This is a genomic window from Pseudoalteromonas sp. G5_S1_14_S5, assembly GCF_054968605.1.
This window is the reverse complement of the sequence record NZ_JBQKUM010000018.1, coordinates 12296-30016: the sequence shown is the minus strand read 5'-3', so window position 1 is coordinate 30016 and position 17721 is coordinate 12296. Positions and strand designations below refer to the sequence as shown.

The 17721-nt window shown below is 40.0% G+C and carries 8 protein-coding genes; 4 read left to right on the top strand and 4 right to left on the bottom strand.

Annotated features, from left to right (window positions below):
* Positions 1-458 precede the first annotated feature (458 nt).
* On the top strand, positions 459-974 hold the full coding sequence (locus ACTRWI_RS07555; RefSeq protein WP_499130245.1) for a tyrosine-type recombinase/integrase: 516 nt from the start codon (positions 459-461) through the stop codon (positions 972-974).
* Between the two features lie 738 nt (positions 975-1712).
* On the opposite strand, the gene ACTRWI_RS07550 is transcribed toward ACTRWI_RS07555, so the two are convergent.
* Complete coding sequence (locus ACTRWI_RS07550; RefSeq protein WP_255985426.1) at positions 1713-2000, bottom strand: hypothetical protein; 288 nt, start codon at positions 1998-2000, stop codon at positions 1713-1715.
* Positions 2001-2460: 460 nt separating this feature from the next.
* Between ACTRWI_RS07550 and ACTRWI_RS07545 the strand changes: the two genes are divergently transcribed.
* From ACTRWI_RS07545 to ACTRWI_RS07535, 3 genes are all read left to right on the top strand, one after another.
* The gene (locus tag ACTRWI_RS07545) at positions 2461-3567 is read left to right on the top strand and encodes an AAA family ATPase (RefSeq protein WP_499130244.1); all 1107 of its coding nucleotides are present in this window, start codon (positions 2461-2463) and stop codon (positions 3565-3567) included.
* A gap of 33 nt (positions 3568-3600) precedes the next feature.
* Positions 3601-4479, top strand: a complete 879-nt coding sequence (locus ACTRWI_RS07540) for a coiled-coil domain-containing protein (RefSeq protein WP_499130242.1) — start codon at positions 3601-3603, stop codon at positions 4477-4479.
* 619 nt (positions 4480-5098) lie between these two features.
* Positions 5099-9667, top strand: coding sequence for an NACHT domain-containing protein (locus ACTRWI_RS07535; protein ID WP_499130240.1), 4569 nt, complete (start codon positions 5099-5101; stop codon positions 9665-9667).
* 494 nt (positions 9668-10161) lie between these two features.
* On the opposite strand, the gene ACTRWI_RS07530 is transcribed toward ACTRWI_RS07535, so the two are convergent.
* From ACTRWI_RS07530 to ACTRWI_RS07520, 3 genes are all read right to left on the bottom strand, one after another.
* Complete coding sequence (locus ACTRWI_RS07530) at positions 10162-15936, bottom strand: ATP-binding protein (RefSeq protein ID WP_499130239.1); 5775 nt, start codon at positions 15934-15936, stop codon at positions 10162-10164.
* Between the two features lie 382 nt (positions 15937-16318).
* A complete protein-coding gene (locus tag ACTRWI_RS07525; protein ID WP_499130238.1) occupies positions 16319-16522 on the bottom strand; it encodes a hypothetical protein in 204 nt (67 codons plus the stop codon).
* A 355-nt stretch (positions 16523-16877) separates the two neighbouring features.
* A complete protein-coding gene (locus tag ACTRWI_RS07520) occupies positions 16878-17627 on the bottom strand; it encodes a hypothetical protein (RefSeq protein ID WP_499130236.1) in 750 nt (249 codons plus the stop codon).
* Positions 17628-17721 lie beyond the last annotated feature (94 nt).

Sequence of the window (17721 nt, the reverse complement as noted above, 5' to 3'; positions counted from 1 at the left end):
CTCTTGTTGCATAACGCTTTCTATACGGCTTTCAGCCGTTTTTCATACTCATATCATGCAATCTTTGTGAACGCAGTTCAATTGATAATCAATAGGTTAGTGAGATATATTGAACATTAGATTGCAAGATGACGCATAATTTTTGAAAAGCTTACGTCGTCACTCTCTCGGATGACTACAGGTAAGGCAAACTTACAATTGCAGATTGTGGTTAGACTTTAGCGCTGAGAAGGAACGGGGCAAATCTACGTTACGATGCTCTACCTCGTCTGTTAATTTGCAAAAAATATTCTCCACTATTTGCACTGAAAAAGTGAGCCACTTTACAACTTGGTTTTACCAAGCGGTTCTCAATGCAAATTACCACCTAATATCTAAGTGTAAAGTTTATAAGCCTTGTCACATCTTGCCTCCCTGCGTTGTCTATAATAATTAAACATCGTCCAGCAATGAGATATATGATGAATAAACGGATAGTAAAAGAAATACGAATAGAAACTCCAACTTCTCAACAGGCTAAAAAGATCCCCATCTTGTTGAAAAAGCATTTTAGTGAACAATTGGCCGACTTTTGGAGGTTTGGTCTTGAAACAGGATTTAGGACTGAAGAAATTCTTAACCTTAAGTTTTCTCAGTTTTTCTATGAACAGTCATATGGTGAGCCTCGTCGATTATTTTGTGAAATTGAATCAAGAAGAGTTCATATTTCTATTTATGACAGAAAATTATCATCGAGTGCTGAAGAAATCTTCCATAAAATCAAACACAAACACCCAAAATCGGAATTTTTGTTTCAATCTTATCGAAGTAGAAATGTATCCAACAAAGATCCAAAACCACTTTCTAGGCAAGCTATTTCTCGTGCATTTAAAGAGGTTGGGGAAATACTGGGTATAAAATTGACACCAGCTGCGATGCGCCAATTGGCTTTGAAGAGAATTGGTGTTGATGTAAAGACTAATACAGTTGGCTAGTTATTTAATGGATGTAATCCATCTCGATGTCAAAAGTTGGTACAGTTGCACTTTGGATAATAGTGAGTTTTAGCTGCTAGGTTGATCTGTCACTAGCTCGAAAAGTAACATAAATGAATCATGGAACAGGTTGTTTCGCAATTGGGCAACCGCTTGTCGCCCAAAAATCTCATGATGGTTTCATACGTTCTAAACACGTCTTGGGGCAGATCTGCGTTACGATGTTCTACCCGTCAGCTGTTATTACGTAAACAGCAAAATGAGAATAACGTTTACTGTCGAAAAGCCGCTTAGTAAAGCTTCCTGACCTGCTGGTCTATCTGTCAATTTCACCGTGAAATCCTACACCAAAAGTCACCTTAAGCTACTGTGTTATAAAGGTTAATTTCAGTTGAAAAAGTTGTCGTTTTTTTTCGAAAAAGTATTCCGAACTAAAGGGGCTCAATATCTGCCACTATTGATCGCTGGTAGCGCGTAATTGAGCTACTTTTTGTGATTATGGTCGTGTCTGTGCTTTAGCTAAGGCTACCCCTTTGTGCTCCATGCGTAAATCAATGTTTTATGGGGGCTTTATGGGAAAAGCAAGTTCATTTCGCAGGTTGCGCTTCGCAGGTTGCGCTTCGCACACTGCGAAATGAGCGTCTAACTCGAAAATGGGTAAATTAACGGATTAGTAAGCTTTAATGAACAAACTGACGGAACACAAATAAGCCTCGCATTAGCGAGGCTTTAAGGTGTTCATTTGTAGTATTGGTGACGTCTTTTCGAGTTATGCTTCCAACACTTAGCAACGTCATATACGTGCGCAGGGTAATCATCCCACGGGTTAGCCAGTGATTTTCCTCTAGCTGCTCGCAGTTTGATGGGGTATTCACGACACTCAACTTTGTGGAGGAAATAGTAGCTCTTCTCCTGCTTGGTTGAAAAATGCTTGTGAGTTCCACTGCGTACGCTAGGGTACACATCCCATAGATAATCCCCTTGCGCTTTGACATAACTTCGGTACTGTCGCTTTAGTTTTTTCATTTACCCTCCAGGTTTACATTACCTAGAAGGGTTCCTCTGCAAAGTAGTTCATTCGTCCACCATGGTTTGCTCTTTACCCAAGTCTAGCAAATTCTGGTTAGGGCCTAAAACTATTGCCAATAGCTTATCAAGCAAACCATTAGTCTTAAAACACTTCGGGGCACTTTTGAGTTAGAAAGTGCCACGGGTAAAAATTCAGCCTGTGAAGGTTTTGGACAAAAATAAGTTAGGGTTGAAGCTCTAACTCGTTCCGTGAACATTAGAAAAAGTATCTTGAGTCCTAAACGCTTGTTAGGCGAACCTTCCGAAGTATCTGATAGGGTTACAAAAATCACAGCAAGCATATGCTTAATCATCAATAACAATGAGATGCTTACACTACTAAATTTTGATACAATCACAAGGTCAGTTTCAAACTACTGACTCTATGGAATGTGCCCTGATGCTGAGTTGAGTTCATATGTTACTAAAATTTTCAATCGAAAACTTTCACAGCTTTAAAAACCAAGCCAATGTGGATTTGTCATCAACAGATGATCCTAGCTTCAAGAAGACCGACTTTGGCAATGTTAGTCCTGTGATGGCAATTTTCGGTAAAAATGCCACAGGTAAAACCAACCTACTAAAAAGCTTAAACTTTCTTCGTGGATTTTGTGGGGGTCGAAGCTCAAATAGCACTTTAGATTCTGTGCATACCTACTTAAATAATAGCAAACCTACGAAATTTGATGTTGAATTTTTCGAAGGTGACAAAATTTACAATTATAAGTTAATTGTAGACTCCGAGAAATTTATATCTGAGTTCATAACTGAAGATGGGAATCTAGTAATGAACAGAAAAGGGAGCATAGCCACACTAATAGACAAAGATTCTAACTTAGATATAGATGTGCCTAAAGAGCAATCAGCTATTAGATACATTGAACGAAACTTCAATGACAAGTACAGTTATATAAATTCAGTATCGAAGTTTTTTTATTGTATTGAATCAAATGTCTATCACAACTCATTTAACATAGACAATAGTAGTGTATTTAATATTTCAAAGCGATTATCTAAAGATAATTTTTCATTCAAACTGACAGAAAAGCTCCTTACTCAGTTTGATCCGTCATTAGTAAGGATAGAGTTAAAAAAGAGAGAAACAGCTAGCGGGCGCGAACATTTTTTCCCAGTTTTTATCCATAAAGACGCGTCGAGCGAATTTTCCGTATTATTAGATCAAGAGTCAAGTGCACTCAAAAGGCTATATGGAATTTTACCTTTAGTTTTATTTGTTAGCGCTGTAGGTGGCGTATTAGTAATCGATGAATTTGAATCTCACCTGCACCCGACGATAGTAAATAAACTACTAGATTTATTCCTAGAATTTAATACAAATAACGCACAATTAATATTAACCACCCATCAACCTCTTCTAATGAATAATTTATCTAAAAACTCTATTTGGTTAACGGAAAAGAGTGAAAATGGTAGTACTATTCAGAAAATCACAGAGGTTGCAAAGCACAAGCAAATATCTGATGACAATATAAGCCACGCTTATATTAATGGTAAATTTGATTAATACTAATTAAAAGGCTACGGATTAAAAGTCACCATGAATGTTTTGAAATTTTTAACAGCATTGATTTTTCTAATACCCATTTATTCCAGCGCACAATTAGTATCGGACGATTTTACAAAAATAGAATTTTTAGAAATAAAAACATTCGAAATAACTAAAGAAGAATCCATAAAAAAATATAATCTTCCAGAAGAGCTTCCAACTTGGTTAATGAATGACTTGATCCGTGTCCACAATCGAATTGAAAACGTAGATGCTCTCGGAGCAACGAAAGAAGAATTAATAAGTTACCAAAAAAGACTAATCGAAAAAGAAACTATAATACGCCAATTAGAAACAGAAATGGCGGCTAATAATAAGCGAATTGATGACCTTTTTGAATATGGAACATGGTTTGTAGGCATTGTCAGTTTCCTCTTTATAGTATTTGGTATTAGTACAATTTATAACGCAGGTTCGCAGGCAAAAAAAGAGGTTGAAAAAGGCGTAAAAGACGCAAAAGAAGAAGTGATTAAGACTCTTAGTGAGACGGATACTCATGCAAATAAACTTATTAAAAATTTAGAAGAACACAATAAGTCCGCTTCTGAAACACTAGATAGATTAATCGAAAAAGAAGATTCTATTATTAATGAATTATCTGAACTTCAAAGCCTCATCGATGATTCAAATAATTTATTATCAGATCTAAAAGTAGAACGAAGTAGGCTTAGCAACTTTGAAGACAAATTTGAGATGCTTCAGAGCGAAATATCAAAATTGAAAGTAGAAATTTCAAGCTCTAAATCTGAAGAAGTCTTCAGAGAAGACAATTATAATATAGACATAGAAGACAAGGAGTTTAACCTAGCTAAAATACGAGAAAGTATGAAAAACAATCGGGTTGACATTGATGACGAATATCGTGAATAGCCTGAGCCTCGATTCGCCTAACAGCTATATTAGACAGAATTATTCTGTCTAGTATCTTAATGACGTAAGCCATACATCTGTTTTGCTATGAATAACAATAGTTTAAGTTCTACAGTTCTGTACCTACATCACTAAATACAGACTTTTTCTGTATAGCATGAATTGATCGGCAAAATATGTTCCAGCCTGATGCACGAATAAGTGTTAGACGATTTGCCAGCAAGCTGTTGCCACAATAGTTCTCATGCTAAATTCATACGTTCTAAACTCACTTTGTGGCACTTTCGAGCTAGAAAGTGCCACAAGTAAAAATTCAGCCCGTGAAGGTTTTGGACAAAAGCTTCTTAGGGCTTTTAATCTAATTTATAAGACTAAGATTAGATAAAGTATGGGTTACGCCAACGGACATATTTAGTCTCGCTTGTGCCAGCAATTTCAGACCACTAACTAGCCAATTTCTGTTGTGTCAACTCGTTACTGGCAATCGCCAATATCATTAAAGATGCCTTTAGTAGAGTGTTTGTTCGCTTGATGAACGGTCCTTCCATTGGAGCAGGGACTGGACTGGTCTTATCGTAGGAAGTTCACTCTAAATTGTGATATATAGGCTATTGATTTCTTGATTGAATTACATCAAAAAAAGTATTCTAGTTGTTATCTTTCAAACCGCAATTTCGCAACCTCCCAGACAGGAAAAGGACATACAAACTTGATTGATTTTTCTTCTATAAATGCCTTCAACAAAGGGCCTAGAGAGTCCTTTGAAGATCTAATTTGTGTGCTTGCTCGTCGAGAGAACCCTAAAAATGGTCTTGAATTCCAACCGAATGATGGTTGCGGAGGAGATGGAGGTGTAGAGGCTCTTTGGATTCTAAACAATGGAAGGAAAATTGGTTATCAAGCAAAGTATTTCACTTCGATTGGTGACTCCCAATGGAGTCAAATGGATGAGTCGGTAGAACAAGCGTTAAAGGTACACCCTGAACTTCAAACTTATATTTTCGCAATACCAAAAGACTTAACTCCACCTAGAGGGACAAAAGGTAAATCTCAGCGAGAAAAGTGGGATGAGCGAGTAAATAAGTGGAAAGATTGGGCGGAAAAAAAGTCAATTGACATTAAATTCGAGCTTTGGTCCGAAACTACCCTAAAAGAAATGCTCCTTCGAAAAGAGAATGCCGCATTGATCAAGTTTTGGTTTGGAGGTGATGTACTAAACGATTCTTGGTTTGAAGACCAAATTAGTACAGCGAAACGAGCGTTAGATGACCGTTTCAATCCTCACGATCACGTAGAAGTCTCTGTTGAATCTTTGTTTGACACCATAGCTCGAGGTCCAGGCACAACTGAACAGTTGATAGACGCATTCAATGGGCTCGAGGAATCAAGAGTTCCCACTATAGAGCTTTCTTCAACAGATCTTGCACCAGATGCCGACGCACTTTTAATCGCAAATGAGGCATGGCGGGAACTGGTGCAACTTAAAGGTTCGTTTACACACGATTTTACTGAAGAATGGAACATTGAGGCGACAGCGATTATTTTAGATCGGCTTCAAGACGCTGTTTGGAAGCTCGAAAGACAGTACGCTTCAGTAGATAAAGGTATATTGATTGAGGATGATAAAAGCAAACTTGAAAATGTGCGTTCAAGTCTCCGGGCGCTTTCATCCTCTTGCTCTTCATTAAGCGAAATTCTAAGAGACCCTAACTTTATAGCTGAGACATTACGGTGCGCTGTCATTTATGGACCTGCAGGTGCAGGAAAGTCTCATATTTTAGGGCAAATTGCAGAGCAGCGAACTCGTTTAGGTTTACCAACAGTTCTAACGTTAGGCCAGAGTTTCTCTACGTCGGTGTTTTGGGAGCAATTCGGCGGAATTTGTGGCCTAGAGGGTAGAACAGTCGATGATGTTTTGGGCCCCCTTAATACAGCTGGCGAACGTAAAGGAGAACGGACCATTCTGCTCTTTGACGCAATCAACGAGGGTGTTGGTGCACATTACTGGAAGTGTAATCTCCCGGAAATAGTTAACGCGATTCAAAAATACCCTTACCTATCAGCAGTTTTCTCTTGTCGTGATGAGTATCTTCCTTATGCGGTTCCGGATAGTTTGCTCGAAAAACTTCCTAAATATCGGATAAATGGATTTTCCACTCCAAAGGAGATGGAACGAGCAGCAATTCGATACCTTGATACCAAAGGCATAGCTCGGCCCAACACACCATGGTTATCGCCAGAATTCAACAATCCATTGTTCCTAAAAACGACTAGTGAGGCTTTGCATGCTAAAGGATTTACGGAATTTCCTCGCGGGTTGAACGGAATATCACAAACTATGGCACTGTATCTCGATGCGTTGAGTTGGCGCACTGGGATACAAACAGCAAACTCAGCTACCATTTCAAATTCCATTAAAAAATGTGTTGGTCAAGTCGCTAGTATGATGGCTATGAATGGTTGCGATTTCATAGAAGTCGAAGATGCGATAGCAATTGCAGACGAGAGCTTTAAGGGTAGAACTGCGCCAGAAGGAAAAACTTGGCTACAGGTGCTAATAGAAACAAGTTTATTTAGACGCGACCCGCCTCCTTATTCGGAATGTTTTGATCCCTTTAATCCCCCATCAGAACTAGTGCGCTTCTCATTTCAGAGGTTCCAAGATCACCTCATGGCGACATCCTTGCTTTCGAAAGTGTCTAGAGATCAGTTAAATACGGCTTTCGATGCGGGCTTTCCTCTGAATTTTCTATTTTATGATGGGAAGCCAAGCCATGGTCTTCACTATCAATATACAGGATTGGTTAGCGCTCTATCCACAATCTACCCAGAGAAACTCGGGGTAGAATTTGCTAAAACTCTACCCGATTGGGAATTACATTGGGAAAGAGATCAGTCACTGCAGGAGAGCTTTGCAGAAAGCTTCAAGTGGAGGAGTGCAGATGCCTTTTCGAATGACTCGCGAGAATTACTGAACCGATTAGATGGCTACAATGTTGAGCCTTTAGGGTTACTCTTGGAAGTTTCAATGACTATTGACCATCCTTTTAATGCTCTTCGCCTTCATGAGCGTCTGAAGCAATGGCAAATGCCAGAAAGAGATAGTCATTGGACACGTTGGATTAATTGGGCGTCGCGAGAAGAACTCAATCAAGTTGAAAGAATTGTCTCATGGGCGTTATCAAAGCATAGTCGCACTGCAGATTTAAAACATTTGGAGTTAGCGTCATTAGTTTTGGTATGGTCCTTATCTTCGTCTCACCAGATATTGCGTGACCGAGCGACCAAAGCACTAACGACGCTATTTTTAGTAAACTCAAACATATTTATCTTCCTGCTCGAAAAGTTGCACGATTGCGATGATCCGTATGTTGTAGAGCGACTCTATGCAGCAGCCTTTGGAGCTTGTTGCATCGATCAAAGCTCTGAACGTCTGAATGTTTACTCGCATGAAGTCTTCGCCAAAGTTTTTGCAGACAAACAGCCACCGGTAGCTCTACTTACTAGAGACTACGCATTGGGGATAATTGAACTTGCAAATAGCAAGTGCGCATTGAGTGAAGGTATTAACCTAGAAGATTGCTATCACCCTCTAGGTTCTGAACCTCCAACATTTGGACTGATTGAAGATGAAGTAGAGAAAATTGCTGAAGAAAGAGGAGGCAGAAAAATATTTAGTTCTGCTTCAAGTGAGTGGGGTGACTATGGGAAATACAGTATCCCTGGTCGTGTGCGAAATTTTTTATCGACTCCCCTTGGTAGTCCAAAACCAGTTTCGAAGAAAGAACTAAAGCGAGTTTTTTTAGAGGAAGTGATACAACCCTACACTGAGCGCGTCGAGGCTCTAGAGGCGTTTGAAAAAGCATCCAGTTCTAATTATTCTCAAGCTATGTTTTATGTCCAATCAGAGAGTGACACTGCCAAAAAGGAAGCTACAGTACTAGAAGAAGCAACAGTTATTGCTCGCACCCGCTTAGAAAGCTTATTAAGTGAAGACGAGCTGAAAAGACTTTCGTCGGACTATCTTCGTGAGGGCAGCGGCTACGAGGACTTTGATTCGGTTGATATACAACAATGCAGATTATGGATCACTAAAAGAGCCTATGAACTTGGTTGGAACTCCGAGCTCTTTCCTAGAGATGGATATGGCACTAGTAACTCAAGACATGAAAATGACCTCGAACGGATAGGGAAGAAATACCAGCGAATAGCTCTAGACGAAATTCAAGCCCGATTAGCTGACAACTATTGGCTTCTTGACGGGTGGCCCGAAGAACCATGTATTTATCGGTATAGCCATCACGACTTTCGACGAAATATTGAACCGACTATTTTACCACTAGAAAAGCAAGGCCATCACTTTGAAAAGTGGATGGTCGAGCCTATTATCGAGCTTCCCAAAGTGGCCGAAGAGAATTTGAAGCAGTGGCCATTTGAGGAAGATCCGACGCTGACGATAATTGAGAAGCTCTCTAGGATTGATGAAAATAAAAAGGCATGGAGTGTGTTGTATGAATTCAATTGCTCTAGCGAAAAATATCAAGGCCGTAGAATCGGCATGCATGGAATGCGATATGAAGAATTCAGATTCCTTTATTGCATATTTCTTAAAAAAGGAAGTGCGAGAAAGCTAGCCGAGTTTCTTAAAGAGAATGAAAGTATTGATGTTGACTCTTTTAAACCGAGGGAATTTACTGACGGTCCGTACCTTCGCGAAGCATATTGGCGAAATACGTGGGAATCTGAAAAGTTTTCAGACTCTCTTTGGAACGGGCCTGAAGAATGTACATTTGCGATACCTACAGTTAATTACTATTGGGAAAGTCATTTAGATAAATCTCTTCCTGATGGTTTTTCGAATTATATGCCACAAAAATGGTTTGCCGATGAACTTGAACTATCTTTGTCTCAAAATGAGCCAAGCAAATGGTTAAACAAACATGGTGATGTTGTAATACAAGCTCAAGAGCCTTTTGAGCATCAAACTGCAGTAGTTATTGATGATGAAGCTCTTCATGACTATGTTAGCAAGTTTGACATAGAACCAATGTGGGTAATGATTGCGGAGCGAAACACGTGGCCTAATGGAAACAACGATGAGTCTTGTTGGCGTCGTTCTGAGGGTATTGTGTGGCGTGAGAGAGGAGCTTGGCAAAAAGTCGCTTGGAACAAAGATACAAAACGCTAGCCCGCCTTAACGCTAAAGACACCAACTATTACAAGTCAGGTATATTTCCATCCACATACAACGACAAAGCCAGTGGGAATTTTCCTTTCACTGGCGTCTGTTTTTAAACGCCGAACCGACTATCCAGATTAGTTTTCTTAGGGAAAAATCAAATTAACAGTATTTGAATGGTGTTTGCTTTAAGAAGGAATGGGGCAAGCTCGTGCCAGAACTGGTTGGCCTGACACGAGTTTGGACAAAAGTGACTTATAGCTGGTGCTCTAAGCCCCTCATTTCGCATAAGCTAGATTTTGATGAAACGAAATACACTATTGTGTTGCTCTAGAGCACAATGTCTCTGCTCATTTACACCTTGTTAGGACTAACATGGAGCAGCGTTGTCGTTATGTGGCCACTCTCAAAGGACATTCACCTGTTTCTGAGAAGTGGCGTCCGTCTTCAATGAGGACACCACACAGGCTATCTTATCTAGCCCCAAAGCAAATCTGGAACCGTTATTTTTCTTCAACTGAAAATTCGAACACTTTCTGGTCGTAATTTCTAAAGCTATCTTCAGATTTAAGTAGAATGGCTTTACATAAGTAACGACTTTGCTGCTCATCTTCATTTGACTTATGCCATACCTCAATTCTTTCTTTGCTTACTGCGGTATAAGACCCACATAAAGAACGAATACCCATAGGGTGAATAGGTTTCCAACAATTGTACCAGAACGATGAAAAACCGATTTTAGAACCATCGACAGAATAAACAAACAAACCATCGGAAGATGAACCAACAATCTTTTTTCCATCAATAGTACATTTGGGAATGTAGAACCCGCGTGATTCGAGATCGGAGTGCCAGTGTCCATACCTCATAAATGGATACGAAGTGCCGGCCATTGTAGGAGCTTCAGGCATTTTACTATCGCCAAATTCATAAGACAGTTTCCTATCCAAAAGATTACCAACGGCCAAACAACCGGAACGCTCTTCTATCTGCATATCAGGCGTAAGATCAATTCCAGAGCTCACATTTATAACTGTCAGATCAATCCAGTTATTGCCATCAATTTGTATGGGCAATGAAAATGCTAAAAGGTCATTACTGTCATCTGATTGTGTAAAGCTGGATAACACCTCTTTAACATAGTTGATTAAATTAGCTTCATTCGGGGAATTATGACTATTCCAAACCGGTAACCATTTAGGTTTTTGAGGGCGAAACCCCATATATGCTGGTTCGATAGGCAGCGTTAGCATTGATAAATGTTCAGCATAAGAATTAGGCATACCGTAAAATTGCTTTGCGACTTCTATAGTCCTCAGATATGCAGAACGACCACGATGGCTTGCTTGCGTATAAAATTGCCCGGTAGCTCTTTGTCTATCACTACCAAAAAAGTAGTCAATAGCTGTTCCTGAAGAAGGCTGATATTCGAATGTAGTGTTCCATTCAGACTGGTAATGACTGGTAAAGGGCAAACTGGTTCTTCGCTCTTCTTTTTCCAACCATGAATTGTACAGTAGAGGTACATGGCTTCCCTGGTAATATTCAAATCGATTGTTTCCATTATCTAGACTAACAAAAGGATAAAATGGATAAGAATACTTCCCGAAATCCTCTGGCGTTGAGATTAATTCAGAGAGCATTAGATCAGACAGTGTGGACCTTGCTTTGATATATTGGCCCAGATCATTTGGGCACACATACCCCTTAGACTTTGCAATGAAAAATACGCATAATACTTCTACGCACTCAGATTCCAGCTTTCTATTTGCTAAGTCTTCCTTCAACAACTCCTCAACTCTTGGGTGCTGAGCTATTAAAAGCAGTGAAAGCTGGTCTAGTACCCAAAGCTTAATAGAAGGTACCGGGAGCTTCAGCCTTGAAACTAAAATTTTAACCAATGCTTCTTCGAGGGAGTCATCCTGACGCCAATCCCAGGCCGGCGCAGTAAGTTTAAGGTTACGAACGTCATCTTCCAGCTTTTCAACCATCGCTAAAGTAAGTGCAAGCGCTTCATCTTTCCTACCACTATGAGAAAGTAAAAAGACTAACTTGTCGTTGGGAATAATTAAGCTGCCAAGTTTATCCTTCCAGTTATCTAGCTGTGATGTTGTTAGCTTTATAAACTCATCAATCCTATTAGGATATTGCTCTGCAACGACTTTAAGCCGGACAATACTATTCTCAGCTCGCTCGTACCAATCAGACCAACCGCCCATTGCTTTATGAGCTGCAACCAAAAGCCCAAATGCTTTTGCTTTCCCCTCTAACTTTTTGACACTGAAAAAAAGGAGATCTAACAGGTATCGTTTGTCACCAAAACGATCAACAAATGTCGATGCTTGTGGCATTAAGTGCTGTAATAGCTCACTCTCTTTACCCTGAACACACCAATATTTGTACCAGGTCTTCCAAAATTCACCAGTGTTGTATTTACCTTTGAGCGCCACAGTCAGCTCTTCAAACTTGTCAGGCGGATAATCCGATGGTTGCAACGTAATCTTTTCATCTAGCTTATCAGTTGATGAACGCTTATCTTCAGCCATGTTTTGAACTTCAATACCAAGCAAGTTCTCTATTTCATCACTGATATGAATGGCCTGTGAATTTTCTTGTTCAACCTTTTCTCTGAGAATTTGGTAACAGTTTGAGTGCAAACCTGTCAGATATAAATGTTTAGTTATAGGTGAAGAAAAGTCACACCTTTCAAGCAATCTTAGAATTGTCTCTTCAGCATAATACCATTCGCCATCACTGAGCTCTTGCTCATAAACTGAAGCCGCTGTTTGTGGGTTTAATCTTGCCAATAATGAAGATATGGAGTGCTTGGAGTGCCTAGTTTCATCCCCGTCTGTAAACTTGGATATATTGAAAACTATAGGTGATATTCGCTCTAGTATCTCCAGAGCAGAATCAGGCTCAGCATCAGATAAGTATTCCACAGCTGTCAATACATCAAATATGGTAGGATCTTTGTGATGTCCGTAACCGAGCACAAAATCCCATGTTTTCCTCAAACACCTTTCAAAAAAGACTGGATTATCATGTTGGAGAGCTATTTGAGTAAGTTCGAGGTAGGCATTAGAATTCTCAATCGTTTCTTCTAGCTCATTTAACTGCCGTTTATCATCAAGCTCAAGAAGCAGTTCTACCGCATCATCATCTAACAGCTTGAGACCTATCTCTTTATACCATAGCCTTAGCCATTCAACCCTGAAGATGCCAGAGTTTACAGTGTTCTCCAGCTCCTCACGTGTGATTTCTGACTTGGTTGTTATCAGATGACAATCTGCAGCAATTCCAATCCAATCACGCTTTAAATTGATATCAGCTCGTCGTGTGTCCCATTGAATCTCGTCCAATATTGGTTCCGAAGGAAAGAGTGAACAAACTACATCAAAGTTTAATGTATTTCCTGCTAAGAGCTCATTTGCAACCCAACCTGTGAGCTCGTTGAGCAAATCGTAATGGGCTGACACATCTGCTTGAGCCGACTTTGCAGTAACTGGCAACCAAGAAAATTCACCTTCCGCATTTAACCTAGTGCAAAGTGAAGCAAAGAACCAACTATGGTAACTGCCCGTCTTTTCCACCTTGAAGGCTGCCACCGAATGGCCATCAAAACGGTGAGTCTTAACAGTGGCAGCACTTTTCTTAGGGAATATATCTATAAACTGAGATAATTGTTGCGAGGAAAAAAAACTATATTCCGGCCTGCTGGCAATATCTGCATCCTCGACGATGCTTAGTCTAATTGCATCAAGTTCGATTTGAGCAATATGATGTGAATCTCCGGATAGACACTTCCAAGCTCTGAGAAGCAGGCCAAGTTCTTTTTTTGTGCGGCATGCTCGTCTAAAGCTAGCTACATATCCATCAGGCCAACTAGAGAAGTTTCCTCCTTCAAAAATAGCATCGTAGTCAAGGCTGTCAGTTAATACTCCTGCTTTTATCAATACAGCAGCTTCAGCTTCGTTAGCTTGAGAGTGTCGTGAAGACAATAGTTTGATTTTAGTTCGATATCGATCGATAGCTTTCTGTGATAGTAGTTCTGCTTGATCAAAGGTTCCTCTATACCATAATGCAATTGCCAATATAGATAATTTGGTTGGTGAATACTCGCTTTGCCCCGAAATTATCTCATTCATTGAAGGCTGATCAGAGAGAATTAGAGAAAGTATTTCTAGGTTAGTGTAATCCCATGTCTGGAACTCAGGACCATTGATAAGTCTGGTTTTTAATGCTCTATGTCGATATGCCTCTGCATACTCCAGATCCTGAAATGCATAAGTTTCTGCCTCGGATAGCAGTCGAATACACGATTTCACAGGCATTCCAACTTTAAGCTTATCAAGCACCCAGTCTCGAGTGACACCTTGTCGTAACTCTGAAGAATCGCCTGCCCTAGCCAAACTCGACCAAAGCCAGTTATCTCTGAGGTGTGTTGGGGCACTCAAACTCAGCCATTCACACACACGTGGCAGCAATGCGTTTATACGCTCTTGGTGCTCCTCCTGATTTCGCACAAATACCACCAAGCTCTCATGGAAAGGCCTTACCCCGCAGATTCCTTCGGACAGCATATGTGCAACTGCATCCACACTCGGTGCAAATTCGTGATTATCATTTACAACAGTACCAATGGCCTTTCTCGGCCACGCAAACTGAAAATCACTGCAAAGGTGAAGGACATCCTTTTGTCTATAATTGAGGTTACGCCAAAGCTCGGAATAATAAGTTGTAATGTTGCCATCGGTACATGGAGGAAGCTTCTCAATTTGCCAGGAGGAAAGCGCTAATCCATGATGAGACAGATACTCAGATGAGTAGATCACATGTAGAGGATAGCCGTTTGTAACTTCTAATAATGCGCCAGCACTTTCCTGAATTTTTTCATCCGCTTGATCCTTATGACAGTTCAAGAATAAACGACCAGATTCAATATGAAGTTTTAAAAACTCGTATATTGAATTCCCTGACATTTCAGGCAACCAATGCCATTCATTCTTAGGAGAATAAGTAAGTAGTGTGCAAGGAAGCAATTCATGGTCAACTGGTTGCGTTCCAATAAGTATCACTAAATTATCTGTTACAGGGAGCAACTGTCTGAAGGTTTCATCTAATGGCTTTTTATTTCTAGCATTATCTCGCCAGACATGGTCTAGGCCATCAATCAATACTACAAAAGGTTTCCCTTTGCGTTTGTAATAATTCGCGCAGGTTAACAATGCATCACGCAAGTTTTCAGGGCGGGATGTACTGGCAGTTGATTCTTTGTGAAAGCTATCAATCTGATGTAACAGGGATTCAGCAACAATCCTTGGGCTTAGTCTGTCTTCAGTTGTGTCTCCCAACGATAAGAAATAGTGGTGGCGGATTAGCGGAACTTCCTGCTCTTCTAGTTCCTGACATAAAAACGATAGATATGTACTTTTTCCCACACCAGGCTTCCCCGTTAACGTAATAACTTCGCCGTTTGAGCGATTAATTCGATTAAGTAGATCAGTGTGAAAAACTGAGTTGGGGAGGCAATAATCCTCAGGTACAGAGAATATCTCTGGTATCGGTTCCGGTCTTTTTGGTGATAAGACTTCTCTAACATGATGAAGATAAATCCAACCATTTTCTGGTGGGTTGTTATGAAACATTGCCCACTCGCGAGCTCTCGCTAAGAGCCGTTCAACACCAATATCGTCAGAAAACTTTAGAAGCTCAGCTCGAACACTACGCTTTATACTAAGATAGTCTCCATCGCTATGCTGGACGGTCAACTTCGAAAAAAGAAATATAGCGTCTTCGCTGCTTCCTAATTGTTGGATAATCTCTCGTTGTAACTCATTATCAACTTGATTAAAGTCTATTTTCGAACCAGATAGGCAGGACTCCATAGACCTGTCCGGCCGTTTGTTGGTCAAAAGAACAACATCCCCAAGCTTTTCACCAGGTACCGCATTAATAGCATCGTGAAGCTTTTTAAGTATGGAACGAGATCTCGCTGTTTTTCCTGAGATTTTTAATAACCAATTCCACGAAAGGCAGTTTTCACCCTTGTCTGGGGAAGGGGTAAATTTAACTTGCCAGAAATCTTTAACACCATTTGGTCGTTCACAGACAATATCATCTATACCTTCAGGTGTTTCATTGCTATCCGTATCAGCTTCAAATGCCACCCTAGCATACTGAGTAGGGCTATGAAGCCATTCCGCAAGTAGTTTTACTCCCTGCAGAGTCTGATAATCATAGCCCGTATAAATAATCGCAGAATTTTTAACTTTCATGTAGAGAGGTACGGCTCATTAATTTTCATTATGCTCACTAGTCTGCCACCTCATAACAGCTTTCCCAACATTAAATTTTCGCGAATAGTGAATTTTTGGTTAGAGTGTTAACACACACTTTGTCGTTGAAATAGCTAAGGTAATTACCAACAGGCCGTTAGAATCATCCCCCCATAGGATAGGTACCAAATATCCCGCAAACTAACGCTCTTACTAGAGTGAAATGCACCTACGTTATTTATACACACCTGTCATTTAGCTTTAGAAAAATTATCGCCCCCCCTTAAAGTGAGGCTAATCATGTGGGCTTTTCTAAACACAGAAAGGGGCAGGTTTGTGCCAGCCTAGAGGGAGCCGGTTGGTACGTCATTGATTAACTCAACTATTTGGGGTTAACTTTACCTTCAGCCACAAGCTCATCGTAACGTAATCTGGCTATAGCTTTACGTTCTCCCCTCTCTTTAATAGCAGTGAACTGGGAATACATGGCATCAACGCAACCGACATATGTTTTCAAACTATCGTCAACAAAGAACGACCATACAACATATCCTATTATCGCGGTGGCAATAATCTTCTTAACCATAATTCCAACCTGTAATTAGCTGTGTTTAACCAATTTCTACTCTTTGAGAGGTGGTCCCTCAACACCAGATACTGAAACACATTTATGGTATGAGGAAAGTAGGTCAAATGAAGTTCTACTGAACTGAGTGGGCAAATCGCCCTTAACATTGAATGGGGGCACTTTCGAGCTAGAAAGTGCCACGGATAAAAATTCAACCTGAGAAATTCTTGGATAATTATTTGCCAGTGCTTTTGCTAAATTAGCAATTCATGAATAATCAGAGGAGCGGCAAAGAGGTTATGAAGTGCCAATGCAATTAGTAGAATCGTACTAGCAAAAGGTGGGATTCGTTATGTTAGCTGTTGTTCGATTTTTACCTATATACTTCAATGATTTCACTTTTTTCTGGACTTATATTTGCCGCAAATGTTGATATATCCATTTCTAAGTAACGCCATCCCTCAGCATCCACACCGGATTGAACATGTATTTCCAAATTGAAGTCCAATGATTTTCCATCTTGATAGATTTTTTTCTCTATGACGAATGGACTGTCTTGTACGCGATGAAAGAAGAAGTCAGATGCGAAAAAAGCTGCTCTGTACTCGCTTTGGTATTTGAATTCAGCATGTTTAAGGTAAACTTCTCGCCAAAACTCACCAATAAGCGATTTAGGATGATTGTGTATATCATAATATTCAACCTCCCCATGACTAAAAAACTGGTGCCCATTCGGACTTTCAACTTTTTCGTAGGGTTCATTTAAAAACTGCATAAAAAAATCGAAGTTATCTCTATGCAACTCTACAGCATACTTAGAGTCACCGATTGCAGCCTCATCTTTTTTTGTACTCATACAAAAAACGAAATATTGTTTTAAATATTCTTCATCATTTCCTGCGCTGATACACTTAAACTCAACCCCCTTAAACCTCCCAACTGGAAGCTTTTCCGGAAAGTGTTGATACTCTTCAGGGAGAAAGCTCACTGAACCTTCGGAGGAGTCAGCTCGACCGACATCATCTTCAATTTTTATGTATTTCGTTAGCTCATAGAAGCGAAATATACCTAGGGATATCTTTTCAGCGATATCTAGGGAAGGAGTAAATTTGTATAGTTTCATTTTTATTTTATTCCGTACGACACAAACAATTTGGCACTCGGACAGCTAACGCTTATTGGGCGACACATAGTCGTCTATCATCCTTCGGTAGTGC